Here is a 26,386-nt window from a genome sequence, read left to right as displayed (position 1 = left end):
CTCGGGGAGCCGCGGTGCCTCGAAGGCACGCGGAGGCTCGGACGGGCGCTGCGGCGCGGCGGGGTGCGACAGCCGGGCGGGGCGGGGCGCGGGACGCTGCGTTCCGGCGGGCCGCGACGGCGCCGTGGTGTGCGGCGCCCCGTCGGGACGCGCGGGCCCGGCGGACGCGGGCGGTGTGTCCGGGAAGCGCGCGGAGGCCGCGGGGGGCGGCGGGGTCACCGGCTCCGTCCGGCTTTCGGGGCGCAGGAGCGGGTACCGCCGGGCCTCCGGACGCGAGCCGGATCCGGGGCTCTGCGCGGCGGCGCCCCTCACGGAGCGCTCCGAAGCGGCCGAAGCCTCCGGTGCCCGAGCCGACGGAGCCGACGGAGCCGACGGAGCCGACGGAGAACCCTGCGTAGCGGCTTCCGGCGCGGGGCGCGGGGCGGTGGCCGGTGACGCCGGGCGCGGTGCGCCGGAGGAGGACGGACCGGTCTGCGGGGGCCGGGGCGCGTCGGAGCCCTGGGTGCCGTACGAGCCGGGGCGCCGTTCGTCGGAGCCCGTCGCGCCGGTCGAAGGGGACCGTCGGGCGTCGGGCCCCGGCGTACCGGTCGGACGCGGCGCGGCGGACGTCGGTGCGCCGGCCGGAGCGGACGGCCCCGGGTCGGAGCGCGGTGTGGCGGACGGCGCGGACCACGGCCGGCCGGGTGAGACGGACTCCGGTGCGGCGGGGGAGGTGGCTCCCGGGACACCCGCCCCGGCGGGTCTCGGCGTGCGGGAGGCGGCCTGCGCCGGCGAGCCCGTGCCCCCGGTCGACGCCGAGGTCGGCCCGTCGGACGAAGCGGTGCGGGGAGTACCGGACATGGCGGACCCGGACGCGCCGGGCGCGGCGGCACGCGGGCGGACGAGCGAGGTGGGCCTCTTCGTACCGGACGCGGCTGATTCCGCCCTGCCGGGAACGGAGGCACCCGGCACACCGGGCACGGTGGACCCGGTCGACGCCGACGCGGCGGATCTGTCCGATGCCGACGGCGGGGCGACGGGCTGGGGCGGCACCGAGGGAACCGGGCCGCGCGACGGACTCGCCGGAGTGTGGCCGGACGCGGCCTGCCCGTACCGGGAGGCGGACGCGGCCTGCCCGTAACCGGACCCGGTCTGCCCGGAGGCGGACGCGGCCTGTCCATATCCGGAGGCGGACTTGGTCTGCTCGAACACGGACGCCGTGGACGCGGACGGTTCCGGTCCCGATGCGGGCGTGAGGTGTCCCGGTCCGGGGACCGGTCCCGGGGTGACCGGAGACGGGTCCTCGGCGGACCAGTCCTCACCGCCCGACAGGTCGGGCCCGGGCGGCCGGAGCGGCTGCGGCGGGGTCTCGTCCGGAGAGTCGCCCGGAGCCGGAGGGTTCACGGGCCCCTGGGAGCCCGGCGGAACGGAAGGGCGCCGGGGATTCGAGGCGCGCCGCGCTTCCGTACTCATGCACCCCCCGTTTCCTCGTACCGGGCTGTCGGACGCCCCGTAGCCCGGCGAGCCGTTCGTGTGTGCGCGAGAGGTTCACCACGGGCAGGCATACCCGCACCGGTGGACCGTCACCCCGGGCAGGGTCCGCCGGGGCAAGGACGTTCCTCCCTGCGTCCGCGTCACTCTACGGGTTGACGAGCGCCGGACGGGAACCAGTACGAGGCCCCGGGGCATCTGCCCGGAACGTCCCCCTACCCTGCGGTAATGGAGTCTGGCAGTCTTCGCTCATGACTGCCCGTGCCGCCGACAGGGCCCGCTACGACCGGGCCACCGCTCACCTCGACGCCCCCGTCGCCATCGTGGATCTGGGGGCCTTCGACGCGAACGCGGACGATCTGGTCCGCAGGGCCGGCGGCAAGCCGATCCGTGTCGCCAGCAAGTCCGTCCGCTGTCGCACCCTGCTGGAACGCGTCCTGGCCCGGGACGGCTTCGCGGGGCTCATGTCGTTCACCCTCGCCGAGTCGCTGTGGCTGGCCAGGTCCGGTTTCGACGACGTCCTGCTCGCCTATCCCTCGGCCGACCGCAAGGGCTACGCCGAGCTGACCGCCGACCCCAAGCTCGCCGCCGCGGTGACTGTCATGATCGACGACCCGGCGCAGCTGCGTCTGATCGACGAGGCGCGCGAGGGCGGCACCGAGGTCGTGCGGGTCTGTCTGGAGCTGGACACGTCGCTGAAGCTGTTCGGCGGCCGGGTCCGGGTCGGCGCGCTGCGTTCGCCGCTGCACTCCCCCGCCCAGGTCGCGGACCTCGCCCGCGCCGTCAAGCGTGCCCCCGGCTTCAAACTGGTGGGGATCATGGCGTACGAGGGGCACATCGCCGGTGTCGGCGACGCGATCTCGGGGCGGCCGCTGCGCTCGCGTGCCGTGCGGCTGATGCAGGCGACCGCCCGCAAGGAGCTCGCCCAGCGGCGCGCGGACGTCGTCCGGGCGGTCCGTGCCGTGGAGCCGGACCTGGAGTTCGTCAACGGCGGCGGCACCGGAAGCGTCCAGCACACGGCGGCGGAGGACGCGGTCACCGAGATCGCGGCCGGCTCGGGGCTCTATGTGCCGCGGCTCTTCGACAACTACACGTCCTTCAGCGGGCGTCCGGCGGCGCTGTTCGCCCAGCCCGTGGTGCGCCGCCCGGGTGTGGGCGTGGTGACGGTGCTGGGCGGCGGATATCCCGCGTCCGGGGCCGCGGGCGCCGACCGGCTGCCGGTCCCGTATCTGCCGGAGGGGCTGTCGTACGACCCCCAGGAGGGTCCCGGCGAGGTGCAGACCCCGCTGCTCGGCTCCCCCGCCGACGATCTGCTCATCGGCGACAAGGTGTGGTTCCGGCACGCGAAGGCCGGTGAGCTGTGCGAGCGGTTCGACACCCTGCACCTGGTGGAGGGCGACACCGTCACCGCCTCGGTCCCGACCTACCGGGGAGAGGGCCACACCTTCCTGTGACCCGGGATCACGTGGACGGGCCGATGCTGCTGCCCACACCGCCGCCGGTGTCCTTGAGGCCCACCGGGCGGATGCCGGCGGTGATGCGGTCCATGTCGGACAGCGGGGGCCCGTCGGCGCCGGCGTCGAAGGCGAACCGGACGATGACCGGGGACTGCGAGCCCACGCTGGACGGGAAGACCAAGGACTCCACGTAACCGCCGGGCCCCACACCGGTCGTGACCTTCCAGCGCACGAGATACCCGGCGCGCCCGGCGACGGCGACCGAGCCGGACCTCACCAGCCGGTGCGAGGTGATGCCCCGGAAGGGGCGGCTGCCGACGAGGTCGTGGCCGAACGCGCTGTCGGCGGCGTCCTCGATGTCCCCCTCGGCGAGGGCCTTGGGTGATGTCTGGTCGGTGGCGGTCGCCGTACGCGAGTCGACCCGGCCGTGCCGGCAGAGCCCGGGGTCGCCCGGGCAGTCGTAGGTTCTCGGGGTCGACAGCACCATGTCGTGGTCGGCGGCGTACTGCGGTTTCGCCCAGCCGTCGAGGACCGGGAAGGTGATGCCGTTCAGTTCGTCCACGACGACGGACGGGTCACCGGCCGAGGGCGAGGGGCTCTGCGGTGACGGCGAGGCGTCCTCGGTCGGGGTGGGGGACGCGGCCGCGGGCGTGGTCTGCGCCGCCGCCTCGCCGCCGCTGCCGTCGTGGCGCAGCAGCACCGCGCCGGTGACGATCGCCGCCACGAGGACGACGGCGGCCGTCACGACGGCGACGGTCCTGGCCCGGCCCGAGCCGGAGCCGTCGGCAGGCGGGGGCTGTGTCGGCGGCTGTTGAGAGACTTCGGGCTGACGCCGGTGGTCGGTCCACGCGACCCCGTCCCACCAGCGCTCGACGAGCGGGTACGACGGGTCGCGGTACCAGCCGGGAGGAGGTGTCACGCTCATCCCGGCACTCTAATACCGCCGCGGGCGGGGGGACTTGCCGGGGACGAGCGGCGGACGGCCCGGCGGGACGGGGTGCGACCGGACCGCCCCCGCCCCGCCGGGCCGAGCTCGCGGACAGGCCCTAGAGCGGTGTGACGTAGGCGCCCGAGATGCCCCCGTCCACCAGGAAGTCGGTGGCGTTCACGAAGGAGGAGTCGTCGCTGGCGAGGAACGCGACGGCCGCCGCGATCTCGTCCGCCTCGGCGAACCGCCCGACCGGGATGTGCACGAGCCGGCGCGCGGCCCGCTCGGGGTCCTTGGCGAACAGCTCCTGGAGCAGCGGGGTGTTGACCGGGCCGGGGCACAGGGCGTTGACCCGGATCCCCTCCCGGGCGAACTGGACGCCCAGTTCACGGGACATGGCCAGGACACCGCCCTTGGAGGCCGTGTACGAGATCTGGGAGGTCGCCGCGCCCATCCGGGCCACGAAGGAGGCGGTGTTGATGATCGAGCCCCGGCCCTGGCGCCGCATGTAGGGGATGGCGGCCTTGCAGCACAGGTAGACCGAGGTGAGGTTGACATCCTGGACGCGCTTCCAGGCGTCGAGTCCCGTGTCGAGGATGGAGTCGTCGTCGGGCGGTGAGATGCCCGCGTTGTTGAAGGCGATGTCGACCGAGCCGTAGGTGTCGTACGCCGTCCTGAACAGGTTCTCGACCTGTTCGGGGTCGGTCACGTCGACCTTGACGAAGATGCCGCCGACCTCCTCGGCGACGGCCTTTCCGTGCCGCTCGTCGATGTCGCCGCAGACGACGTGGGCGCCTTCGGAGGCGAGCCGGCGCGCGGTGGCGAGGCCGATACCGCTGGCGGCGCCGGTGATGACGGCGGTGCGGCCCACCAGGCGGCGGCAGCTGGTCTCGGGGGTGTCTGAAGTCACTGTGCGGGACCCTCCGTGCTGATGAAGACGTTCTTGGTCTCGGTGAAGGCGGTGAGCGCGTCCGGGCCGAGTTCACGGCCGATCCCCGACTGTTTGAAGCCGCCGAAGGGGGTCCAGTAGCGGACGCTGGAGTGGGAGTTGACGGACAGGTTGCCCGCGCGGACGGCCTGGGAGACGCGTAGGGCGCGGCCGACGTCACGGGTCCAGATGGAGCCGGACAGGCCGTAGTCGGTGGCGTTGGCCAGCCGGACGGCGTCGGCCTCGTCCTCGAAGGGCAGCACGACGGCGACGGGGCCGAAGACCTCCTCGACGGCCACGCGGGCGCCGGGGTCGACGCCGGTGAGGACGGTGGGTGCGAACCAGAAGCCGGGGCCGCCGGGGGCCTTGCCGCGGATGCCGGGCGCGTCGGCGTCGACGTAGGACCGTACGCGTTCCCGCTGGGCCGCGGAGATCAGCGGGCCCATCTGGGTGCGCTCGTCGGAGGGGTCGCCGACGACGACCGACTCGACGGCCGGGGCGAGGAGTTCGAGGAAGCGGTCGTGGACGGAGCGCTGGACGAGGATGCGGGTGCGGGCGCAGCAGTCCTGGCCGGAGTTGTCGAGGAAGGACATGGGGGCGGCCGCGGCGGCGGCCTCGATGTCGGCGTCGGCGAAGACGATGTTGGGGCTCTTGCCGCCGAGTTCGAGGGTGACGCGCTTGAGGAGGGCGGAGCCCTTGGCGAGTACCTGTTTGCCGACGGCCGTCGAACCGGTGAAGACGATCTTCGCGACGCCGGGGTGCCGGACGAGGGCGTCACCCGCGACGGGGCCCGCGCCGGGCAGTACCTGGAAGAGGTGTTCGGGCAGGCCCGCGTCCAGGGCGAGTTCGGCCAGCCGCAGTGCCGTCAGCGGGGTCGTCTCGGCGGGTTTGAGGATGACGGCGTTGCCCGCGGCGAGGGCGGGCGCGGTGCCCCAGGCGGCGATGGGCATCGGGAAGTTCCAGGGTGCGATGACGCCGACGACGCCGAGCGGTTCGAGGAGCGTGATGTCGAGGCCGCCAGCGACGGGGATCTGACGGCCTGTCAATCGCTCGACTCCCCCGGCCGCGTAGTCGAGCAGATCGCGGACGTTGCCCGCCTCCCAGCGGGCGTTGCCGAGGGTGTGGCCGGCCTCGCGGACCTCCAGGCGGGCCAGTTCCTCGATGTGGGTGTCGACTTCGGCCGCGAAGCGGCGCAGCAGCCTGGCCCGGTCGGCGGGTGCGAGGGCGGCCCAGCGGGTCTGCGCCCGGCCGGCCCGTACGACGGCGTCGTCCACGTCCTGGGCCGTCGCGGCCGGGATGGTGGCGACGACCTCCTCGGTGGCCGGGTCCAGGACCTGGAGTTCGTGGTGCGGCAAGGGAGTCCTCACATGCGTTCGAAGGAGCGGCGCAGCTCCCAGTCGGTCACCGCGGCGTCGAACGCGTCCAGTTCGACGCGCGCCATGTTGCGGTAGTGCTCGACCACTTCGTCGCCGAAGGCGGCCCGGGCGATCGGACTGTTCTCCCAGAGCTCGGCGGCCTCGCGCAGGGTGGTGGGGACGTGCGCGTACCGGGCGGTGTAGGCGTTGCCCGAGCACGCCTCGGGCAGCTCCAGCTTGCGCTCGATGCCGTACAGGCCGGCCGCCACGAGTCCGGCGACGGCCAGATGCGGATTGACGTCGCCGCCGGGCAGGCGGTTCTCGAAGCGCGTGGAGCGGCCGTGGCCGACGACGCGGAGCGCGCAGGTGCGGTTGTCGTGGCCCCAGGCGACGGCGGTCGGGGCGAAGGAGCCGGGCTGGAAGCGCTTGTACGAGTTGATGTTGGGCGCGTACAGCAGGGAGAAGTCGCGCAGCGCGGCCAGTTGTCCGGCGAGGAAGTGGCGCATCACCTCCGACATGCCGCCCGTGTCCTCGGCGGAAGGGGCCATCACGTTGGTGCCGTCGGCGTCGGCGAGCGAGAGGTGGATGTGGCAGGAGTTGCCCTCGCGCTCGTTGTACTTGGCCATGAAGGTGAGCGAGACGCCCTCCTGGGAGGCGATCTCCTTGGCGCCGGTCTTGTAGATCGCGTGCTGGTCGCAGGTGACGAGGGCTTCGTCGTACTTGAAGGCGATCTCGTGCTGGCCGGGGTTGCACTCGCCCTTGGCGGACTCGACGGTGAGGCCCGCGGCCTGCATCTCGTTGCGGATGCGGCGCAGCAGGGGCTCGACGCGTCCGGTCCCGAGGACGGAGTAGTCGATGTTGTACTGGTTGGCCGGGGTGAGCCCGCGGTAGCCGGCGTCCCAGGCCTGTTCGTAGGTGTCCTTGAAGACGATGAACTCCAGCTCGGTGCCGACCTGGGCGGTGTAGCCGAGGTCGGCGAGGCGCTCCAGCTGGCGGCGCAGGATCTGGCGGGGCGCGGCCACCACCGGGGAGCCGTCGTTCCAGGCGAGGTCGGCGATGAGCAGGGCGGTGCCCTCGTTCCAGGGGACGCGCCGCAGGGTGGAGAGATCGGGGTGCAGGGCGAAGTCGCCGTAGCCCCGGTCCCACGAGGACATGGCGTATCCGTCGACGGTGTTCATGTCGGTGTCGACGGCGAGGAGGTAGTTGCAGCCCTCGGTGCCGTGCTCCAGGACCTCGTCGAGGAAGAAGGCCGCGGCGAACCGCTTGCCCTGGAGCCGCCCCTGCATGTCGGGGAAGGCCAGGACGACCGTGTCGATGTCGCCGGCCCCGACGAGGGCGCGCAGTTCCTCGACGCTGAGCGGGGGTGTGCGGTCTGCCACCGGAAAAGCCTCCTTGGGTCAGCCGAGGGCCATAAGGTATTGCGGAGAACCATTGCTTGGGAAGGGGGCGCGACCTGATGACGCGGGCGGATTCCGGCCGGGGGGCGGACGATCGGCTGACAGCGGTCCTGCGGCCGGTGCGGGCGGGCAACGGTTTCGAGGAGGCGCTGGAGCAGATCCTCCAGATCGTCCGGCTCGGTCTGGTGCCGGGTGGTGAACGGCTGCCCGCGGAGCGGGAGTTGGCCGAGCGGCTCGGGATCAGCCGGGTGACGCTGCGCGAGGTGCTCAAGGTGCTCCAGGACCAGGGTCTGGTCGAGTCGCGGCGCGGGCGCTACGGCGGCACCTTCGTGCTGGCGCGCACCGACACCCCGGGCGAGCACGAGCTGCGCCGCCGGGTCGCCGCGGTCGACATCGAGGACGTGCTGCGCTTCCGGGAGGTGCTGGAGGTCGGCGCGGCAGGGCTGTGCGCGACGCACGGTCTCGGCCCGGAGCAGGGCGCCCGGCTGCGCGAGGCGCTGGAGCGGACGAACGACGCCCCGCTGGCCGACTACCGGCGTCTGGACACCATGCTCCACCTCACGCTCGCGGAGCTGTGCGGGTCCGCGTCCCTCACCGCGCGGTACGCGGCCGTCCGCGCCGGCGTGAACGAGCTGCTCGACTGCATTCCGCTCCTCGTCCGCAACCTGGAGCATTCGCAGCGCCAGCACACCGCCCTGGTCGAGGCGGTTCTCGACGGGGACGCGGACGGGGCACGCGAGATCATGCGGGAGCACTGCGCGGGCACGGCGGCGCTGCTGCGGGGCTTTCTGGCCTGAGCGGCACGCCTGAGCGGGACGGGACGCGCGGGGCCTGTGCGTTCCCCACCCCCGGCCCGCAAAGGTATGAGACCTTTCCATTGAAGCCGTGGTCGTTCATGAGCGTCGCGACGACGCGGACCGGAGGGAGCAGCGCGTGGGCAGGCCGCTGATCGGTGTGAGTACGTACCTGGAGACCGGGGCGCGCTGGGGTGTGTGGCAGCTGGAGGCCGCGCTGCTGCCGGCCGGCTATCCGCGGCTCGTGCAGCGGGCGGGCGGGCTCGCCGTGATGCTGCCGCCGGACGATCCGGGCCTGGCGTCCGAGACGGTCGCCCGGCTCGACGCGGTGGTCGTCGCGGGCGGCCCCGATGTCGACCCCGGCCGGTACGGTGCCGAGCGCTCCCCGCGTACGGGCCCGCCCGCGCATGAGCGCGACGCCTGGGAACTCGCCCTGATCCGGGCCGCGTTGGACTCCGGAACCCCGCTGCTCGGCATCTGCCGGGGCCACCAGCTCCTGAACGTGGCCCTGGGCGGCACGCTCGTCCAGCACCTCGACGGGCATGTGAAGGACATCGGCGTCGTCGGCCTGCACGAGGTGAGCCCCGTCCCCGGGACGCGGTACGCCGGTCTCGTACCGGAGCCGTGCGCCGTACCGACGTATCACCATCAGGCCGTGGACCGCCTCGGCGAGGGCCTCACGGTCGGCGCGCACGCGGCGGACGGCACCGTGGAGGCGATCGAACTCCCGGGCCCCGCCTGGGTGCTGGGAGTCCAGTGGCACCCGGAGATGGGCGACGACCTGCGGGTGATGCGGGGCCTGATCGCGGCGGCGACCTGAACGGTCGGACCCTCTCGGGGTCGCTGCCCCCGGACCCCCGCTCCTCTGACGCCGGAGGGGCTGGATCTCCCTTCCTGCGCCGGGAAGTTCCGGCCCGCCCGGCGGGGGCGGCGCCCCCGGACAGGGCTACACCCCCCGCGTCAGGGACAGCAGGTCGCGGGCCGGGCCCGTGGGCCGGTGCCCTGTCGGCCAGACGGCTCGCAGGGCGCGGGTCAGCCGGACGTCGGCGAGCGGAATGCCCACCAGCCGATGAGCCGACAGCTCCTCGCCGAGGGCCAGTTCACTGAGCACGGCGGGCCCCGCACCGCTGACGGCGGACGCCTTGACCGCCGTGGTCGAGGACAACTCGATCAGCGGCCGCGCGAGCCCGCCGAGCGCGGAGTCGAGAACCTGGCGCGTCCCCGACCCCTCCTCGCGCAGGATGAGCGGCGTGGCCGCGAGCTCCGCCGCCGCGAGGGGCACCCGGCGGCGCGCCCAGGGATGCCCCGGCGCCGTCACCACGATCAGCCGGTCGTGCGCGATGACGGTGGCGTCGAGACCGGACGGCACCGAGAGCCCCTCGACGAACCCGAGGTCCGCCTCGCCCGACAGCAGCCGCAGGGCGACGACGGCCGAGTTCCCGGCGAGCAGCGACACGGCCGTGTCGGGACGCTGTGCGCGCAGCGCGATCAGCCAGCCGGGCAGCAGATACTCGGCGATGGTCATGCTCGCGGCGACCCGCAACCGGGAGTCGCGCCGGTCGCGCAGCGCCTGCGCCCCGGCGTCGAAGGCCTCGGCCGCGTCCACCACCCGCCGGGCCCAGTCCGTGACGAGCGCGCCCTCGCGGGTGAGCCGGGACCCGCGCGGCGACCGGTCGACGAGCGCCACTCCGAGCAGGCGCTCCATGGAACGGATACGGCTGCTGGCCGCCGGCTGGGTGATCCCGAGCTCCCGCGCGGCCCGCCCGAGGCTGCCGAGGCGCGCCACCGCCAGCAGCAGTTCCAGCGCGCCGAGGTCGGGTACCCGGTGCGCGATCCCGGCACCGGACCGTTCGTCAGCGCTGCTGCTCATAAACCCAGCTTATGTCGTCATAGGTACGCACTCCCTGGTGGGGAGCCCGCGGGGGCGCGACCGTGGTGTCATGGTCACCGCAGCCCAGCCCTTGTCCGCCCACCAGGCGGGAACCCTCCCCGACACGAAGACCCCCCGTGTCCCCGGAAACCGCGCCGTCGCCGCGGTCCGTCATCTCGGCCCGAACTGGTACGCCTCCGTGATGGGCACCGCGATCGTGGCCACGGCGGGAGCCGGGCTCCCGGCGGACGTGCCGGGCCTGCGCACCGCCTGCACCCTCGTGTGGGCCCTAGCGCTCACCCTGCTGGTGTCGCTGCTGGCCGCCCGCGTCCTGCACTGGACGTACCACCGCGACCAGGCCCGCGCCCACCTCGTCGACCCGGCCATGGCCCCGTTCTACGGCTGCCTCTCGATGGCCCTGCTCGCCGTGGGCGGCGCGACCCTCCTGGTCGGCCGGGACTGGATCGGGACACCGGCCGCGGTCGCCGTGGACGGTGTTTTGTTCACCGCCGGGACGCTGACCGGACTCGCCGCCGCCGTGGCGGTCCCGTACCTGATGGTCGTACGCCATCGCATCGAGCCCGGTCAGGCCTCCCCCGTCTGGCTGCTGCCGATCGTCGCCCCCATGGTGTCGGCCGCCGTCGGCCCGCTCCTCGTTCCGCACCTGCCGGCCGGACAGCCCCGGGAGACCCTGCTCCTCGCCTGTGTCGCGATGTTCGGGATCAGTCTGATCGCCACCTTCGTGATGCTGCCGATGATCTTCGCGCGGCTCGTCACCTCGGGTCCGCTGCCGCTCGCGCTCACCCCGACGCTGTTCCTGGTGCTCGGCCCGCTGGGCCAGTCGACGACCGCGGTGGGCAAGTTCGCCGACGCCGCCCCCGGCGTGGTGCCCGCCCCCTACGACCAGGGTTTCACGCTCCTCGCCGTTCTCTACGGCGTGCCCGTGCTGGGGTTCGCGCTGCTGTGGCTCGCGCTGGCCGTCGCGATGGCCGTACGGGCCCGCCGCCAGGGCATGGGCTTCGCGATGACCTGGTGGGCCTTCACCTTCCCGGTGGGCACCTGCGTGACCGGCGCGGAGGGCCTGGCCCGCCACACCGGCCTGGCCGCCTTCCAGGTACTGGCCGTGGTCCTGTACGTCCTGCTGGTGGCCGCCTGGTCGGTGGCCGCGGTCCGGACGGCCCACGGTCTGGTGAGCGGGAAGCTGCTCGCCGCTCCTGCATGACGGCACGCCTGTGTCGAGCCCGCGAAGGCATGCCGGAGCACACAGTTGGGCAGTGTGACGTGTCACAGACAGCACGGCGCCTCTGTGGGAACTTCAAGTGCCCTTTCCACCGGCCGAGTTGACGAGACGCCGAGAGGGGGCCCGGCCGGCCGCACGGGTTGCGTCGCTCGCCCTCCGTGTGGCGCGAGAGGCGAAACCGCGGGCCGGCGCGAGGGGTGGCCCGCATGTGGAGAGGATCGAATGCGCTCACTGGAAGCCCTGACGCTTGATCAGGTGGTCGACACGGCCCGCTATCCCCTGTCGGAACTCGCGGGCGCCCGGGGACGGGCCGTGGTCTCCCGCGCCCGGCACGACCTGTCGGCACTCGGCTGCACCGTACTGCCGGACTTCATCCGCCCGTCGCTGCGCGAGGTGTTGCGCGAGGAGTGCTCGGCCATCGCCCCGCGGGCGCACCACGACGTCGAGACGGTGAACGTCTACAACATCGCGGTGGACGCGGCGCTGCCGCAGGACCATCCGGGCCGCAGGACCTTCGAGCGGGGCAACGCGTTCGTCGCGCGGGACCGCGTCCCCACGGACTCCCTCATCAGCCGGCTCTACCGCGACACGGTGTTCCGGCAGTTCATCGCCCACTGCTTCGAACTGCCGGAACTGCACGAGCTGGCGGACCCGCTCTCCGGACTGGTTCTCAACGTCGTCGCGCCGGGCATGGAGCACCCCTGGCACTTCGACACCAACGAGTTCACCGTCAGCATGCTCACCCAGCAGGCGCGGGCCGGCGGCGTCTTCGAGTACTGCCCGAACATCCGGACCGCGCGGGACGAGAACTTCGACGACGTCCGGGACGTGGTGGACGGCCGGGGCGAACGGCTCACCCGGCGCCTCCCCCTGCAACCGGGCGACCTGCAACTGTTCAAGGGGCGCTACTCGCTGCACCGGGTGAGCCCGGTGCGCGGCGAGATCGCGCGGCACTCCGCGATCTTCGCCTACAGCGAGCGCCCCGGCGTCATCGGGAGCGTGGAGCGGACCCGGCAGCTCTTCGGCCGCGTGCTGCCCGAGCACCTGGCGGCCGAGGGCCGGGCGGTCCGCGGCGACCGGCTCCTGGACTAGCGAGGACGCGTAGTCGCCGCCGGCCGTTTCCCCCTGCGCGATCCCACGGAGGAGTAAGCCCTGTGCGTTTCGACGTGACCGGAAAAGTCACCCTCGACCACATCTACGACCAGCCCGATCCGCGCACCTATTTCAGGGTGCTGCGCCCGCTCGACTACGGCGTTCCGCAGCAGGCCAAGCCCTGGTTCTCCAAGATCATCACGGAGTACCGGGAGACCCGGGACGTCGCGGTGCCGAAGGTGCTGGACATCGGCTGCTCGTACGGAGTCAACGCCGCCCTGCTCAAGTACGACGCGACCATGGACGAGCTGTACGCGCGCTACGGCGACGAGGAGCGTGCGGGCGAGAGCCGCGAGGCCCTGCTCGCCCGCGACCGGGAGCTGGCCCGGTCCCGCCAGCCCCCGCAGGCGATCCGCTTCGTCGGCCTCGACACCTCCGGCAACGCGCTGTCCTACGCCCGCGAGGCCGGGTTCCTCGACGACGCGGTGCACGCCGACCTGGAGGAGCACGAGCCCACACCGCGGCAGCGCGCCCAGCTCTCGGGCACGGATCTGGTGATCTCGACGGGCTGCGTCGGCTACGTCACCGAGCGGACGCTGACGCGTGTCGTCCGGGCGCAGGCCGGCCACCGGCCCTGGATGGCGCACTTCGTGCTGCGGATGTTCCCGTTCGACCCCGTCGAGCGCGCCCTGGCGGATCTGGGCTACCAGACCGTCCGCGTCGACGAGGTGTTCAGACAGCGGCGGTTCGCCTCCGCGCGGGAACAGGCGCTCGTCCTCGACGGCATGTCGGCCGCGGGGGTGGATCCACAGGGCCTGGAGGCGGAAGGCTGGCTCTACGCACAGCTCCACCTGTCCCGGCCGTACGACACCACGCGTACCAACGATCCGAATCGAGAACAGAGTTGAAAACCAGTCAGGATGCGTCAGGCACTGCGGCCTCCCCCCAGGAGGACAGCCTCCCGCGCGTTCCGTTGCCCACGCTTGAGGCGAGCTGCGAGAGGTTCCTCGCCTGGTGCGCGCCGCTGCTGACCGCCGACGAGCGATCGGCGACCGAGGCGGAGGTCGCCGCCTTCCTCCGGCCCGGTGGCCCCGGCCGGGTGCTGCACACCGCGCTGGAGGAGTACGACGCCACGGAGGGCGTCCACAGCTGGCTCGACGTCTTCTGGCCCTACCGCTACCTGGGCCGCCGGGACAGGATCGCCCTCAACGCCAACTTCTTCTTCCTGTTCCGGGACTCCGGCCAGGCACAGGTGGAACGGGCGGCCGGGCTCGTCGCCGGGGCCCTCAACCACAAGCGGCAGCTCGACCAGGGGCTGATCGCACCGGTGGTGCAGCGCGGAGCGCCTCAGTCGACGGTCCAGAACTCGTTCCTGTTCTCCACCACGCGCATCCCCGGGGCGCGGCAGGACACCGTCCGCGCCCCCTACACCGAGGGGTGGCCCGGCCCGTCCGGGGCCCGGCACGTCGTGGTGTTCTTCCGGGGCGCCATGTTCCGGCTGGACGTGCTGGGCCCCGACGGTGTCCCGCACAGCCTGGAGGACATCGAGGCGGGGCTGCGCGCCGTGATGAAGGCCGAACCGGCGGGCGCGGACACCTCGGTGGGCCACCTCACCACCATGGCCCGCGCGGAATGGGCGGCCGCCCGGGAGTCCCTTCTCGCCTGCCACCCCCGCAACGCCGACGCCCTCGACGATGTCGAGACCGCGCTGTTCTGCGTCGCGCTGGAGGACTTCGCGCCCGCCGACGTCCAGGACGCCTGCGACCAGCTGCTGTACGGCGACCGCGGCAACCGCTGGTTCGACAAGGCCGTGACCTTCGTCGTCTTCGCCGACGGCCGGGCCGGCATCAACGTCGAACACTGCGAGCTGGACGGGACGACGATCCTCGGCTTCACCGACGCCCTGCTCAACACCCCCGCCGAGGAGCAGTCCCGGCAGTCCGGAGCCCGCTCCCAGGGGCTGCCCGCGCTGGAACCGATCGTGTTCGAACTGGACGACACGCTGCGGGAACAGGCGCGCTCCGCCGCCGAGGCGTTCGCCGCGTACGGGCAGGACACCGCGACGAGCACGTTGTCGTTCACGGACTTCGGCAGCAGCGCGGCCAAGGTGCTGCGGGTCTCGCCGGACGCGTTCGTCCAGGCCGCCTACCAGCTGGCCCACCAGCGCTCCAAGGGGCACCTGGGCGCCACGTACGAATCGATCGCCACCCGGCAGTACCGGCACGGGCGCACCGAGGCGATGCGTGTCGTCACCCCCGAGATGGTGGCCTTCGTCGCGGCGATGGAGGACCCGGCGGCGGACGCCGACACCCGGCGCGGCGCGTTCCGGGCGGCCACGGAGGCCCATGTGGCCCGCGCGAGGGAGTGCCAGGGCGGGCAGGCGCCGGAGCAGCACCTGTGGGAGCTGGAGCTGATCCAGCGCCGGCGGGGGGCCGAGCTCGGGGTGACCGAGCAGCCCGCGCTGTACCGGTCGCCCGGCTGGCTGACCATGCGGGACGACTATCTGAGCACGAGCTCCGCGCCGTCGGTGAACATCCAGTACTTCGGCTTCGGGTCGACCAGCAGCCAGTGCATCGGCATCGCCTATGTGCTGCTTCCCGAGCGCTTCAACCTCTACCTGAGCACGCCGGCGGCGGTCGCCGGGCAGATGCGGACGTTCGCCGACCGGCTCGGGGAGGCGATGGACGAACTCCGTGAGCTGCTGGCGTCCGAGCGGCCCGGGGCCTGACCGGATCCCGCCGCCGGACCGTGGTTCCCGGCCGGGGACCGTGGTCCGGCGGCCCGCCGCTCGCGGCACCCCGTGCCCGTGAGCCCCTCGGCCCACGGCCCTCGACCGCACCGCCGCGTCGACGCCGCACCCGGCGAGCGGCCGACGGTCCGGGCCGAAGGCCACCGCGTCGCCCGGTGGCCGACGGCTTCAGCGGTCTCGCAGCGCCTCGTCGAGCCGGGTCCTGGCCTCGGCGAGCGACGGGCCGTACCAGGTCAGCAGGCGGCCGTCGACGAGGGCGCTCGGCACTCCGGGGAAGGCCTCGGGCCCGTCGTCGGCGGTGAAGCGGTACGGCTCGTCGGGGAGCACCACCAGGTCCGCGCCCGCCGCGTTCAGTTCGGCGACGGGGACGCGGGGGTAGCGGTCCTCGTGGTGCGCGTACACGTTGTCGACGCCCAGCCGGGCCAGGACGTCCCCCGCGAAGGTGTCGCGGCCCAGCACCATCCAGGGCCGCCGCCAGACGGGCACGATCGCGGCCCTGCGGCGCACCGGAACGGCCGGCTCCGCCCAGGCGGCCTCCGCCTCGTCCAGCCAGCGCGGACGTCCGCGCGCGCCGCAGGCGGCGAGCGCCCGGTCCAGCTCGCGGAAGGCACCCGGCACGTCCCGGACCTCGGTGACCAGCACCTCGATCCCGGCCTCGCGCAGAGCGGCCAGATCGGGTTCGCGGTTCTCCTCCTCGTTGGCGAGGACGAGATCGGGCGCGAGGCGTACGACGGCTTCGAGGCCGGGGTTCTTGGTGCCCCCGATCCGGGCGACGTCCAGGTCCGCCGGGTGGCTGCACCAGTCGGTCGCGCCGACCAGGGCGGCGGGCACCGTCACCGCCACGGCCTCCGTCAGCGAGGGCACGAGGGACACCACGCGCATACCGTCCGCCTCCCTGACGCCGTTCCCGTGTCCCCCATCCTCTCGCGCGGCGCCACCGGGCGTCTCCTCGCCCGTACGCCTCAGCGCTTGCCGAAGGTGTGGGGGTCCTCCACCGCGTCGATGTGGTCGGCGACCTCGACGACCACCACACGGGTGTCCGGGACGGTGGCGCGCCAGCGGTGGCGGACACCACCGGTCAGATAGAGCGTGTCGCCCCGTCCGAGGCGATGGGCACGGCCCTCCGCCTCGACCTCGACCCCGCCGTCGGCGACGTACATCAACTTGTCGTTGCGGTGCTGGAGTTCGCGGGCCTCTTCGTGTTCGCCGGTGAACTCGGTGGCGTGCAGCTGATGGTGACCGCGCACCAGGGGACGGGCCTGCGCCTCGGGAGTGAACTCGGCCCCGGCGTCGGCGCGCACGACGTCGACGCTGCACGCCGGGTCGGCGGCGGCGAGCAGGTCGGCGGCCGTGGTGCCGAGGGCCTCGGCGACCCGCTCCAGGGAACTTCTGCTGGGCCGCGCCCGCTCGTTCTCCACCTGGCTGAGAAAGGGCACCGACAGACCGCTGCGCTCGGACACGACGGCGAGGGTGAGGCGCAGCGCGCGGCGCCGCCGCCGTACGGCCGCGCCCACCCGAAGGGGCTGTTCTTTGTGGTCGCCCATCGCTCCGGCTCCCTCCCTCGCGTCGTCGGTCCACGAACCGCCCGGTTTTCCGGTCCGCCGGTTCTGTTGAGTTGTTTGCACCCTACGCATGTTCGGCAAACCGTTTCATGGAGCCGTCACATCGCTGTCACTTCGAGGGAGTGTGAGGGTTACAGTTCGCGCCACCGCGCGAGCCGTCGTGCGCCCGGCGCCGCCACCCCCGCGTACCGGGGCGAAAGGGCCGATCACGAGGGCGGGAGGCCCGACCGGACCCTTCGGCGGTTCGACGGTGGCCCGAACTCCGCTTCCCCGGTGCGCAGTTGGCGCATCGCGTCACACCGGGGCGCACGGCGGTGGTCGCGTCCGGGGGTTCCCGCGCACACGGGGCTGATGTGCGCCGGGCCAGCGGGCCCCCTCCGGGGCGGGCCGGTGCGGCGGCCCCGCGGCGGACGGCCCGGCCCGGGAGCGCTCCCGGCGGGCACGGCCGCCGGGAGCGCCACGGTTGTCCGGAACTCTCCCGTACGTCAGTACGCGGCCACCGGCTCCGTCGCCCGGGTGTACGGACCGGCGTCCACGTGTGCGGACCGGCCGGCGCGCGGGCGGCCCGGCGAGGCGCGGGCTCCGGGAACGCCACGAGGCTCGGGCTCCGGGAACGCGGTGAGGGGTGGTCCCCGTCGTCCGGTCGAACCGACCCTGACGACGGGGACCACCCCTCGGGGTGAACCGCGTACCGCGCGCCCCGTGCTCCGCGCGATGACGGCCCGCCTTCTACCGCGGAGTCATCCGCCGCACGACGTCCTGGTGCTTCTCGACCCACGCGGCGACGGCCTGCTCCTCGTGCCCCTGCCCGTGCTGCCTGATCTCGCTCTCCAGGCCGCCGAGTTCGGACTCGCTCATCCGGAAGTTCCTGATCCACCGCGTGAGCTCCGGGTACCGGCCGGGGAACTCGTTGCCGGCGATGGTCCGGATCGTGTTGCCCTCGCCGAACAGCTTCTTGTCGTCGGAGAGCTTGGTGAGCCCGTACTGGCTGTACGCCCAGTGCGGCGACCAGAGCACGACCGCGACCGGCTCCTTCTTGGCGTACGCGCGCTTCAGCTCGGCCAGCATCGCGGGCGTGGAGCCGTCGACGACCTCGTACTCCTTGTCCAGGCCGTAGCCCGGAAGCACCTTCTTCTTGAGGAGGTTCATCTCGCCGGTGCCCGGCTCGATGCCGATGATCTTCCCGCCGAAGGTCTTCGACCTGCCCTTGAGGTCGGCGAGGGACCTGACGTCCTTCACGTACCAGGGGACCGCGATCTCCAGGGAGGTCGGGCTGTACCAGGAGCCGAGGTCCCTCAGGTCACTCTTGTGCTGGTCCCAGTAGTTGGACTGGGCGTGCGGCAGCCAGGCGTCGAAGTTGAGGTCGAGGTCACCGGAGGCCAGGCCGGTGTAGACCGGGCCGACGTCCATCTGCTTGAGGTTGACCGTGTAGCCGCGCCGGGCCAGCACGTTCTTCCAGAGGTAGGTGACGGCGACGTCCTCGTCCCAGGGGAACCAGGCGACGTCCAGCGGGCGCTTCGCCTCGGCCGGCGCGGCGGCGGAACCCTTGACGGGGGCGAGGTCGCCGACGACCGAGGGGTTCTTCTTCAGCCAGGCGCGCACGGCGTCCTGCTGCCTGCCCTTGCCGGCCGTGTTGATCTCGGCTTCGAGACCGGTCAGCTGCTTCTCGGTCATCCGGAACTTCTTCAGCCACGCGCCGACGACCGGGTCGTCCTGCGCGAAGCCCTTGCGGGACAGCGTGTGCACGCCGTCGCCCTTGCCCCAGGCGCCCTTCGGGTCCTTCAGCTTCTTCAGCTTGTAGTCGCTGTAGGCCCAGTGCGGCGACCAGAGGGTGGCGACGATCGGCTGCTTCTTGGCGTACGCGCGCTTCAGCTCCGCCAGCATCGCGGGCGTGGAGCTGTCGACGACCTTGTACTCCTTGTCGAGCCCGTACGCCTTGAGCACCTTGCTCTTGAGCAGGCCCATCATTCCGGCGCTGGGCTCGATGCCGGTGATCCGTCCGCCGAACTTCGCGGACTGCCCCTTGAGGTCGTCGAGGGAGTCGATGCCCTTCATATAGGCGGGCACGGAGAGTTCCAGGGACGTCGGGCCGTACCAGGAGCCCAGGTCGTCGAGCTGCTTGCCGTACTTCTTCCAGTACTCGGCGTGCGTGGTCGGCAGCCAGGAGTCGGTCTCGAAGTCGATGTCCCCCTGGGCGAGCGAGGTGTAGAGCGGTCCGGCGTCGAACTGCCTGGCCTCGACCTGGTAGCCGCGCTGTTCCAGGATCTCCTTCCAGAGGAAGGTGGAGGCGACGCCCTCGTCCCAGGGGATGTAGCCGATGGTGATCTTCTTGCCCTGCCCGACGTCCTGGCCGTCGGCCGCGGTGGCGGGCGTGCCCGCGCCGCCGAACAGGCCCATACCGCCCGCGACCAGGGCGAGGACGACGACCCCCACCAGGGCGAACGCGGGACGGGGCCGGTACGACCAGAGCTTCACACCCTGCGCGGCCCGTGCGCGGGCGGCGGCGCGCCGGCCGAGCGGGGAGACCTGGGTGCCGAGCGCGCCGGTCATGCGGTCGAGGTAGATCGCGAGGATGACGATGGCGACGCCCGCCTCGGAGCCGAGGCCCACGTTCAGCTGGCCGATGGCCTCGTTGACGTCGCCGCCGAGACCGCCGGTGCCGACCATGCCGGCGATGGCCGCCATGGACAGGCCCAGCATGATCACCTGGTTGACGCCCGCCATGACGGTGGGCAGGGCGAGCGGCAGTTGGATGCGCAGCAGCGTGGCGCGCGGGGTGGTGCCGAACGCGTCGGCGGCCTCGACCAGTTCCTTGTCGACCTGGCGGATGCCCAGTTCGGTCATGCGGACGCCGGGGGCCAGCGCGAAGATCAGGGTCGCGACGATGCCGGCGGGGGCACCCGTCCCGAAGAACAGGATCGCCGGGATGAGGTAGATCATCGCGGGCAGCGTCTGCATGAAGTCGAGGACCGGCCGGACGATGCCGCTGACCCGGTCGGAGCGGGCCGCCCAGATGCCCACGGGCACGGACACGACGAGGGCGATCAGCGTCGCGACGAGGACCAGGGACAAGGTCGTCATCGCGTCCTCCCACAGTCCGAGGGAGTCGATGAAGGCGAATCCGGCGAAGGTGAGGACACCGGCGGAGGTGCCGCGCAGCCAGAAGGCGACGACGGCGAGGATGCCGGAGAGGAGCAGCGGCTGAGGCGCCTGGAGGACGGCGTCGATGCCGTCGTAGGTGCCGGAGAAGACGGTCTTGAGGAAGTCGAAGAGCCAGGCCATGTGGTTGAGGAGCCAGTCGACCGCGCTGTTGACCCAGTCACCGAAGGGAACCCTAGGCATGGGCCTTCACCCCCGTGTCCCGTCCGCCGGGACAGTTCGCGGGGGCGATCCGCTCGTCGCCGAGGAAGCCGAGGAGCCGCTGCCAGGGGACGACACCGACGAGGGCGTGCCCGGCGTCGAGGACGGCGACCGGGTGCGGGAGGCGGGAGGCGATCGCGCAGAGGTCCACGAAGGGGGTGTCCGGCCTGGCCTTCTCACAGGCGCAGTCGGCCTCGTCGCCACGCACGTCCGTGTCCATGACGGCGCCGGCGGTCAGCACGCGCGAGCGGTCGACGTCCTGGGTGAAGGAGGCGACGTAGTCGTCGGCGGGCCGGACGAGGATGTCCTCGGCGGTGCCGGTCTGCACGATGCGGCCGTCGCGCATGACGGCGATGCGGTCGCCGAGGCGCATGGCCTCGTTGAGGTCGTGCGTGATGAAGACGATGGTCTTCTCGAGCTTCTTCTGGAGCTCGATCAGCTGGTCCTGCATGTCGCGGCGGATCAGCGGGTCGAGCGCGCTGAACGACTCGTCCATCAGCAGCAGATCGGCGTCGGTGGCGAGCGCGCGGGCGAGACCCACCCGCTGCTGCATGCCGCCGGAGAGCTCGTCGGGCCAGGACTTCTCCCAGCCGGCGAGTCCGGCCAGTTCCAGGGCGGTGGCCGCCCGTTCCCGGCGTTCGGCGGCCGGTACGCCCTGGACCTCGAGGCCGTACCCGGCGTTCTCCAGCACGCTGCGGTGCGGGAACAGCGCGAAGTGCTGGAACACCATGCTGATCTTGCGCGAGCGGACCTCGCGCAGTTCACGCGCGCTGAGCGCGGTGAGGTCCTGGCCGTCGAAGCGCACGTGTCCCGCGGTGGGCTCCAGCAGACCGTTGAGCATGCGCAGCAGCGTCGACTTGCCGGATCCGGACAGGCCCATGACGACGAAGATCTGCCCCGGTTCCACCGTGAAGGACGCGTCGATCACGGCGGCGGTGGTGCCGTCGGCGCGCAGTTCCTCACGGTCGGCCCCCTGACGGAGCCGCTCCACGGCCTCTTCCGATCGTCTTCCGAACACCTTGTAGAGATGGTCGGCCTCAAGCCTGGATGACACAGGTACCTCTCTTCGGGGCAGGGGCACACGCTGGACGGGCGGTTCAGGTGGTCCCGGCTGCCGGTGACGGTTGAATACGTTCCATATGCAACCGAGTTCGTTCAGAGGCCGCGCCTGCCCCCGCTTACACGGAGCAAACGGGGGAGTGGTCCAGGTCACTGTCCGTGGCGTACGGCATGATGCGGAGCGTGACAGCTCAGACGCGACGACTCATGCTCCTCGACACCGCCTCGCTGTACTTCCGCGCCTATTTCGGCGTGCCGGAATCCGTGAAGGCCCCGGACGGCACACCGGTGAACGCGGTGCGCGGACTGCTGGAGTTCATCGACCGCCTGGTCAAGGACCACCGGCCGGACGATCTGGTGGCCTGCATGGACGCGGACTGGCGTCCGCAGTGGCGGGTCGACCTGATCCCGTCGTACAAGGCGCACCGGGTCGCGGTGCCGACCGAGACCGGCCCGGACGAGGAGGAGGTGCCGGACACGCTCTCCCCGCAGGTGCCGGTCATCGAGGAGGTCCTGGACGCGCTGGGCATCGCGCGCGTGGGGGTCGCCGGGTACGAGGCGGACGACGTGATCGGCACGTTCACCGGACGGGCGAGCGGCCCGGTCGACATCGTCACCGGCGACCGCGACCTGTATCAACTCGTGGACGACAAGCGGGGCGTGCGCGTGCTGTACCCCCTCAAGGGCGTCGGCACGCTCCAGCTGACCGACGAGGCCTGGCTGCGCGAGAAGTACGGCGTCGACGGCCCGGGGTACGCGGATCTGGCGCTGCTGCGGGGCGACCCGAGCGACGGGCTGCCCGGGGTGCCGGGCATCGGGGAGAAGACGGCCGCCAAGCTGCTGGCCGAGTTCGGCGACCTGGCCGGGATCATGGCCGCGGTCGAGGACCCCAGGGCGAAGCTGACGCCCTCGCAGCGCAAGCGGCTGGACGAGTCGCGCCCGTACCTCGCGGTGGCGCCGACGGTCGTCAAGGTGGCGGGGGACGTACCGCTCCCCGAGGTGGACACCGCGCTGCCGCACGCCCCGCGGCGTCCCGCCGAGCTGGACGAGCTGGCCGCGCGCTGGGGTCTTGGCGGCTCGCTGAACCGTCTGCTCACGACTTTGGAGGCATAGATGAACACTTCTGGCGTGACCGATACCGGTTCATGCATGGTTACCGCACACGAAGAGGTGCTAACTTAGGTAAGCCTAACCATGTGAACAGGAGGCAGTGATGGCAGAGCGCCCGGAACGCAAGCCCCGGAAGCCCCACTCCGCGAAGGTCGTGCGGACCGAGCGGCTGACCCCTCACATGCAGCGCGTGGTGCTGGGGGGCGACACCCTCGCCGGCTTCGCCACGAGCGGCAGAACCGACCACTATGTGAAGCTGCTGTTCGGACCGCCGGGTGTCACCTATCCCGAGCCCTTCGACCTGGAGCGTGTCCGCGAGGAGTTCCCGCGCGAGCAGTGGCCGGTGACACGGACGTACACGGTGCGCGCCTGGGACCCCGAGACACGTGAGCTGACCCTGGACTTCGTGGTGCACGGGGACGAGGGGCTCGCCGGGCCGTGGGCCCTTCGGGCGCAGCCGGGCGAGGCCGTGCGGTTCATGGGCCCCGGTGGCGCCTACGCCCCCGACACGGACGCCGACTGGCATCTGCTCGCCGGTGACGAGAGCGCGCTGCCCGCCATCGCCGCGGCGCTGGAGTCGCTGCCCGACGCCGCCACGGTCCGTGCCTTCGTCGAGGTCTCCGGTCCCGAGGAGGAGCAGAAGATCGACTCCGACGCGGAGATCGTCTGGCTGCATCGCGGCGACCGGCCCGTCGGCGCCGCCCTCGTGGAGGCCGTACGGGCCCTGGAGTTCCCGGAGGGCCGGGTGCACGCGTTCGTGCACGGCGAGGCGGGCTTCGTGAAGGAACTGCGGGCGCTGCTGCGGGTCGAGCACCGGATTCCGCGTGAGGACCTGTCCATCTCCGGCTACTGGCGCCTCGGCCACAACGAGGACGGCTGGCAGGCCGCGAAGCGCGACTGGAACGCCCGGGTGGAGGCGGAACAGGAGACCTCGGCCTGACGCCGGCTCCTTCCCCGCACCCCCCGTCAGGAGGCGGGCCCGCGTCATGCGGGCCCGCCTCCTGACGTCTGCGCGGGGTGCCCTTCGCCCGGCACCTGGGCGTCCACCGGCGGCACGAGCGGTACGACCGGAAGCCGCCGCCCGGCCGCCTGGCCGCCCGGCCGCCTGGCCGATGGCTACACCGAGCGCTGGTACGACCGGAAGGTGCGGATCGACAGCCAGACCGCCGCCACCGCGAGCGCGAGCAGCGCGCCCGTCCGGCCGAGGACGACACCCCAGTCGGGGTCCGCGGACATCGCCGAACGGCCCGCGACCATCGCCCAGTCGAGCGGGTTGAAGTCGGCGATGTGCCGGATCCAGTCCGGCATCCGGGACGGTGGCATGAAGGCGCTGGAGAGGAAGGTCAGCGGCAGCAGCAGGAAGGTGTTGATCCCGATGATCGACTCCCGCTCCCGCACCAGCATGCCCAGCGCGTTGGACAGCGCCCCGAACAGCGTGCCGAGCAGCACCGAGGCGAGGACCAGGACGGCCACGCCACCGACGCCGCCGGGGTAGTCGGCGCCCCCGGCCAGCCCGAGCAGGACGATGACGACCGACTGGAGGGCGGTGATCAGGCCGTTGTTGACGACGTTGCCGTTCATCAGCGCGGCCCGGCTGACCGGGGTGGTCAGGAACCGGTCCAGGGTGCCCCGCTGGATCTCCTCCAACGTCCCCATGCCGGCCCACATGTTGGAGCTGAGCGCGCTCATCACGACCACCCCCGGCACCAGGTAGTCGAGGTACGAGGTGGTGCCGAACCCGCCGAGCTCGACGACGTTCTTGAAGAGGCCGCCGAACAGGAACAGCCAGATCACCGGCTGGATGAGGGTGATGATCGCGTAGGCGGGCTGACGGGCGAACACCATCAACTGGCGCTGCGTCATGTACCAGGTCTGGGAAACGGCCGCGCTCATCGGGCACCTCCGGCGAGGACGAGGGAACCGGTGGCGTCCGACCCGGCTTCGGAGTAACGGCGGCCCGCGTAGCGGAGATAGACGTCGTCGAGCGAGGGACGGGCCACGGTCGCGGACACGACCGCGGTCCCGGCCCGCTCCAGCGCCCCGAGCAGCGCGGGCACGGTGGCTCCGCCGTCGTCGGCGCGGACGCTGATCCGCCGTCCGTCGAACAGGACTTGATGCACGCCCGGCAGTTTCCCGAGGGCGCCCTGGAGGAGCGTACGGCCGGCTTCGCCGACCGCCTCGGCCAGTTCCACATGGACGGCGTCGCCGCGGAGTTCGCCCTTGAGCGCGTCCGGGGTGCCCTCGACGACAACCCGTCCGCGGTCGACGATGGCGATCCGCTCGGCGAGCCGGTCGGCCTCTTCCAGGTAGTGCGTGGTGAGCAGGATGGTCAGGCCGTCGTCGCCGGCCAGCCTCGCGATCTCGTCCCACATCGCGGTGCGGGCCTCGGGGTCGAGTCCGGTGGTGGGTTCGTCGAGGAAGAGCACCTCGGGGCGGTGGACCAGCCCCAGTGCCACGTCCAGGCGCCGCCGCATACCGCCCGAGTACCCCTTGACCGGGCGCCGCGCGGCCTCGGTGAGGGTGAACCGCTCCAGGAGTTCGCCGACCCTGCGGTCCAGGTCCGCGCCCCGGAGGCCGTGGAGCCTGCCCTGGAGGCGGAGGTTCTCCCGGCCGGTCGCCACCGGGTCGGCGCCCGAGTTCTGGGCGACGACGCCGATCGCGCGCCGCACCCGGTCCGGGTGGCGCAGCACGTCGTGGCCCGCGACGGTGGCCGTGCCCGAGTCGGGGCGGGCCAGCGTGGTGAGGATCTTGACGGTGGTGGACTTCCCGGCGCCGTTCGGGCCGAGGAGGCCGAAGACGGTGCCCGGTTCGACGGTGATGTCCATGCCGCTGAGCGCGGTGACGTCACCGGAGTAGGTCTTGATCAGCTGACGCGCCTCGACCGCGGGCGCACGCGTGTCCGTCATGACGACTGCTCTCCCAAGTGAGCGGATTCCCGGCCGGGGGCCGGGTGATCTCGGATTCCCGGGTGGTACCGGGTGACTGCCGGGCCGCCCGGCGTGAAGCCGGGTGGTCCCGGGTGGCCGAGCCGCCCGGCATGAAGCCGGGTGATCTCGGGTGACTGCCGATCCGATCCGCGTGAAGAGCGCCGGGCTATCCTGGGTGTGCCGCACCTCGATCGCCTGGAGCCGCCGCACGGCGGATTCGGTCCGGGGTTCGAGACCCTGGCGGGACTGCTCCAACAGTCCTGCCGGGGTCTTTTTCCGGGGTCACTTCTCGAAGCCGCGTTCCTCCAGGTCCTGGAACTCGGGCGGGATCTCCCCCGTGTCGTGGAAGGTCCGCCACGCCTCGACGCCGGGCAGTGTGCCGTCCCTGAGTTCCGCGAGGAACCCCCGGACCCAGTCCGCCTGCGCCTCGATCATGTGCAGCTGGTACTCGGTCTCCACGAGGAAGAGCCGGGGCAGCGTCTCGTACAGCTTCGTCAGGCCGCCGCGGGCGCTCGCGGCCTGTACTTCCAGGGAGTTGAGCCGCTCCGCGAGCAGGCGCGCGACCTCGTCAGGAGGCAGCACCCCCATCAGGGACAGCGCGGTCTCGAAGATCGGGTACTCGCGCGCGGGGAGCGCCATCAGATCGGAGAGCCATTCGGTCATCTCCTCGCGCCCGGCCTCGGTGATGCCGTAGATCGTGCGCTCCGGACGGTTGCCCTGCCGCTCGACGTCGGTGACCTCGACGAAGCCGTGCTTCTCCAGGTTCTGCACGACCGTGTACAGGGACCCGTAGTTGATCTTCGTGCTGGTGTCCTTGCCCTGGCGGCGCAGCGTCCGGGCGATCTCGTACGGATGCATCGGCTTCTGCCAGAGCGTCGTCATGACGGCGAGCGCCAGCGGGTTGCTCAGCTTGCGCCGCTTCACCGCCATCACCTCTTCCGCCCAGGTCGCCTCGCGCCCGAATATCCGTAGCCGAACATATCGCGTGTCGACGAGAGGCGTCAAGACACACGATGTATCGCGTTTGAATGAACGCGGCAGGGGCGTACGGACGCGCGGGCAGCAGCCACGTAAGGAATTGGGCCCGT

22 protein-coding genes are annotated in these 26,386 nt (G+C 72.3%); 10 read left to right on the top strand and 12 right to left on the bottom strand.

Annotated features, from left to right (window positions below):
* Window positions 1-652: 652 nt before the first annotated feature.
* The gene (locus ACZ4AA_RS19060; RefSeq protein WP_467602955.1) at window positions 653-1,120 is read left to right on the top strand and encodes a hypothetical protein; all 468 of its coding nucleotides are present in this window, start codon (window positions 653-655) and stop codon (window positions 1,118-1,120) included.
* A gap of 601 nt (window positions 1,121-1,721) precedes the next feature.
* Window positions 1,722-2,924, top strand: a complete 1,203-nt coding sequence (locus tag ACZ4AA_RS19055) for an amino acid deaminase/aldolase (protein ID WP_467602952.1) — start codon at window positions 1,722-1,724, stop codon at window positions 2,922-2,924.
* Window positions 2,925-2,931: 7 nt separating this feature from the next.
* Here ACZ4AA_RS19055 and ACZ4AA_RS19050 read toward each other — a convergent pair whose 3' ends face one another.
* The 4 genes from ACZ4AA_RS19050 to ACZ4AA_RS19035 all read right to left on the bottom strand — a co-directional run bounded on the left by ACZ4AA_RS19050 (window position 2,932) and on the right by ACZ4AA_RS19035 (window position 7,517).
* A complete protein-coding gene (locus tag ACZ4AA_RS19050; protein WP_467602948.1) occupies window positions 2,932-3,852 on the bottom strand; it encodes a DUF2510 domain-containing protein in 921 nt (306 codons plus the stop codon).
* Between the two features lie 121 nt (window positions 3,853-3,973).
* Window positions 3,974-4,765 carry a 3-oxoacyl-ACP reductase gene (locus ACZ4AA_RS19045; RefSeq protein WP_467602946.1) on the bottom strand — a complete coding sequence of 264 codons (792 nt, stop codon included), beginning with the start codon at window positions 4,763-4,765 and terminating at the stop codon, window positions 3,974-3,976.
* The gene (locus ACZ4AA_RS19040) at window positions 4,762-6,138 is read right to left on the bottom strand and encodes an aldehyde dehydrogenase family protein (protein ID WP_467602943.1); all 1,377 of its coding nucleotides are present in this window, start codon (window positions 6,136-6,138) and stop codon (window positions 4,762-4,764) included. The genes ACZ4AA_RS19045 and ACZ4AA_RS19040 overlap by 4 nt, the downstream gene beginning before the upstream one ends.
* 8 nt (window positions 6,139-6,146) lie before the next feature.
* Window positions 6,147-7,517: a glutamine synthetase family protein gene (locus tag ACZ4AA_RS19035; protein ID WP_467602940.1), complete on the bottom strand. Its 1,371-nt coding sequence runs from the start codon at window positions 7,515-7,517 to the stop codon at window positions 6,147-6,149.
* A gap of 77 nt (window positions 7,518-7,594) precedes the next feature.
* On the opposite strand from ACZ4AA_RS19035, the gene ACZ4AA_RS19030 reads away from it, so the two are divergent.
* On the top strand, window positions 7,595-8,332 hold the full coding sequence (locus ACZ4AA_RS19030; RefSeq protein WP_467602937.1) for a FadR/GntR family transcriptional regulator: 738 nt from the start codon (window positions 7,595-7,597) through the stop codon (window positions 8,330-8,332).
* Window positions 8,333-8,468: 136 nt separating this feature from the next.
* Window positions 8,469-9,149 carry a gamma-glutamyl-gamma-aminobutyrate hydrolase family protein gene (locus ACZ4AA_RS19025; protein WP_467602934.1) on the top strand — a complete coding sequence of 227 codons (681 nt, stop codon included), beginning with the start codon at window positions 8,469-8,471 and terminating at the stop codon, window positions 9,147-9,149.
* 126 nt (window positions 9,150-9,275) lie between these two features.
* On the opposite strand, the gene ACZ4AA_RS19020 is transcribed toward ACZ4AA_RS19025, so the two are convergent.
* Window positions 9,276-10,199, bottom strand: coding sequence for a LysR family transcriptional regulator (locus tag ACZ4AA_RS19020; RefSeq protein ID WP_467602932.1), 924 nt, complete (start codon window positions 10,197-10,199; stop codon window positions 9,276-9,278).
* A 70-nt stretch (window positions 10,200-10,269) separates the two neighbouring features.
* Between ACZ4AA_RS19020 and ACZ4AA_RS19015 the strand changes: the two genes are divergently transcribed.
* The 4 genes from ACZ4AA_RS19015 (at window position 10,270) to ACZ4AA_RS19000 (ending at window position 15,259) form a co-directional block, all read left to right on the top strand.
* Window positions 10,270-11,421 (top strand): TDT family transporter, encoded by a 1,152-nt coding sequence (locus tag ACZ4AA_RS19015; RefSeq protein ID WP_467602929.1) that lies wholly within the window; start codon window positions 10,270-10,272, stop codon window positions 11,419-11,421.
* Window positions 11,422-11,661: 240 nt separating this feature from the next.
* Complete coding sequence (locus ACZ4AA_RS19010; RefSeq protein ID WP_467602925.1) at window positions 11,662-12,531, top strand: HalD/BesD family halogenase; 870 nt, start codon at window positions 11,662-11,664, stop codon at window positions 12,529-12,531.
* Window positions 12,532-12,593: 62 nt separating this feature from the next.
* Window positions 12,594-13,439, top strand: a complete 846-nt coding sequence (locus tag ACZ4AA_RS19005; protein ID WP_467602922.1) for a class I SAM-dependent methyltransferase — start codon at window positions 12,594-12,596, stop codon at window positions 13,437-13,439.
* The gene (locus tag ACZ4AA_RS19000) at window positions 13,436-15,259 is read left to right on the top strand and encodes a choline/carnitine O-acyltransferase (protein WP_467602919.1); all 1,824 of its coding nucleotides are present in this window, start codon (window positions 13,436-13,438) and stop codon (window positions 15,257-15,259) included. The genes ACZ4AA_RS19005 and ACZ4AA_RS19000 overlap by 4 nt, the downstream gene beginning before the upstream one ends.
* Before the next feature lie 189 nt (window positions 15,260-15,448).
* Here ACZ4AA_RS19000 and ACZ4AA_RS18995 read toward each other — a convergent pair whose 3' ends face one another.
* The 4 genes from ACZ4AA_RS18995 to ACZ4AA_RS18980 all read right to left on the bottom strand — a co-directional run bounded on the left by ACZ4AA_RS18995 (window position 15,449) and on the right by ACZ4AA_RS18980 (window position 21,256).
* Window positions 15,449-16,162 carry a helical backbone metal receptor gene (locus tag ACZ4AA_RS18995; protein WP_467602915.1) on the bottom strand — a complete coding sequence of 238 codons (714 nt, stop codon included), beginning with the start codon at window positions 16,160-16,162 and terminating at the stop codon, window positions 15,449-15,451.
* A gap of 80 nt (window positions 16,163-16,242) precedes the next feature.
* Entirely contained in the window at window positions 16,243-16,824 is a 582-nt protein-coding gene (locus ACZ4AA_RS18990; RefSeq protein WP_467602912.1) for a helix-turn-helix domain-containing protein, read from the bottom strand.
* A 747-nt stretch (window positions 16,825-17,571) separates the two neighbouring features.
* Window positions 17,572-20,184 carry an ABC transporter permease/substrate binding protein gene (locus tag ACZ4AA_RS18985; RefSeq protein WP_467602909.1) on the bottom strand — a complete coding sequence of 871 codons (2,613 nt, stop codon included), beginning with the start codon at window positions 20,182-20,184 and terminating at the stop codon, window positions 17,572-17,574.
* Window positions 20,177-21,256: a quaternary amine ABC transporter ATP-binding protein gene (locus tag ACZ4AA_RS18980; RefSeq protein WP_467602906.1), complete on the bottom strand. Its 1,080-nt coding sequence runs from the start codon at window positions 21,254-21,256 to the stop codon at window positions 20,177-20,179. The genes ACZ4AA_RS18985 and ACZ4AA_RS18980 overlap by 8 nt, the downstream gene beginning before the upstream one ends.
* Before the next feature lie 179 nt (window positions 21,257-21,435).
* Here ACZ4AA_RS18980 and ACZ4AA_RS18975 point away from each other — a divergent pair, with 179 nt between their 5' ends.
* Both ACZ4AA_RS18975 and ACZ4AA_RS18970 read left to right on the top strand, forming a co-directional pair.
* Window positions 21,436-22,374: a 5'-3' exonuclease gene (locus ACZ4AA_RS18975; protein WP_467603317.1), complete on the top strand. Its 939-nt coding sequence runs from the start codon at window positions 21,436-21,438 to the stop codon at window positions 22,372-22,374.
* Between the two features lie 100 nt (window positions 22,375-22,474).
* A complete protein-coding gene (locus ACZ4AA_RS18970) occupies window positions 22,475-23,311 on the top strand; it encodes a siderophore-interacting protein (RefSeq protein WP_467602902.1) in 837 nt (278 codons plus the stop codon).
* A 176-nt stretch (window positions 23,312-23,487) separates the two neighbouring features.
* Here ACZ4AA_RS18970 and ACZ4AA_RS18965 read toward each other — a convergent pair whose 3' ends face one another.
* The 3 genes from ACZ4AA_RS18965 to ACZ4AA_RS18955 form a co-directional block, all read right to left on the bottom strand.
* Window positions 23,488-24,264, bottom strand: coding sequence for an ABC transporter permease (locus ACZ4AA_RS18965; RefSeq protein WP_467602899.1), 777 nt, complete (start codon window positions 24,262-24,264; stop codon window positions 23,488-23,490).
* Window positions 24,261-25,277, bottom strand: coding sequence for an ATP-binding cassette domain-containing protein (locus ACZ4AA_RS18960; RefSeq protein WP_467602897.1), 1,017 nt, complete (start codon window positions 25,275-25,277; stop codon window positions 24,261-24,263). Before ACZ4AA_RS18960 ends, ACZ4AA_RS18965 begins: the two co-directional genes overlap by 4 nt.
* Before the next feature lie 303 nt (window positions 25,278-25,580).
* Complete coding sequence (locus ACZ4AA_RS18955; protein ID WP_467602893.1) at window positions 25,581-26,228, bottom strand: PadR family transcriptional regulator; 648 nt, start codon at window positions 26,226-26,228, stop codon at window positions 25,581-25,583.
* Between the last annotated feature and the right edge of the window lie 158 nt (window positions 26,229-26,386).

It is taken from the genome of Streptomyces sp. NPDC024698, assembly GCF_055559015.1.
Note: the sequence above shows the minus strand (reverse complement) of the source record. Positions and strands in the feature narration are given on the sequence as shown.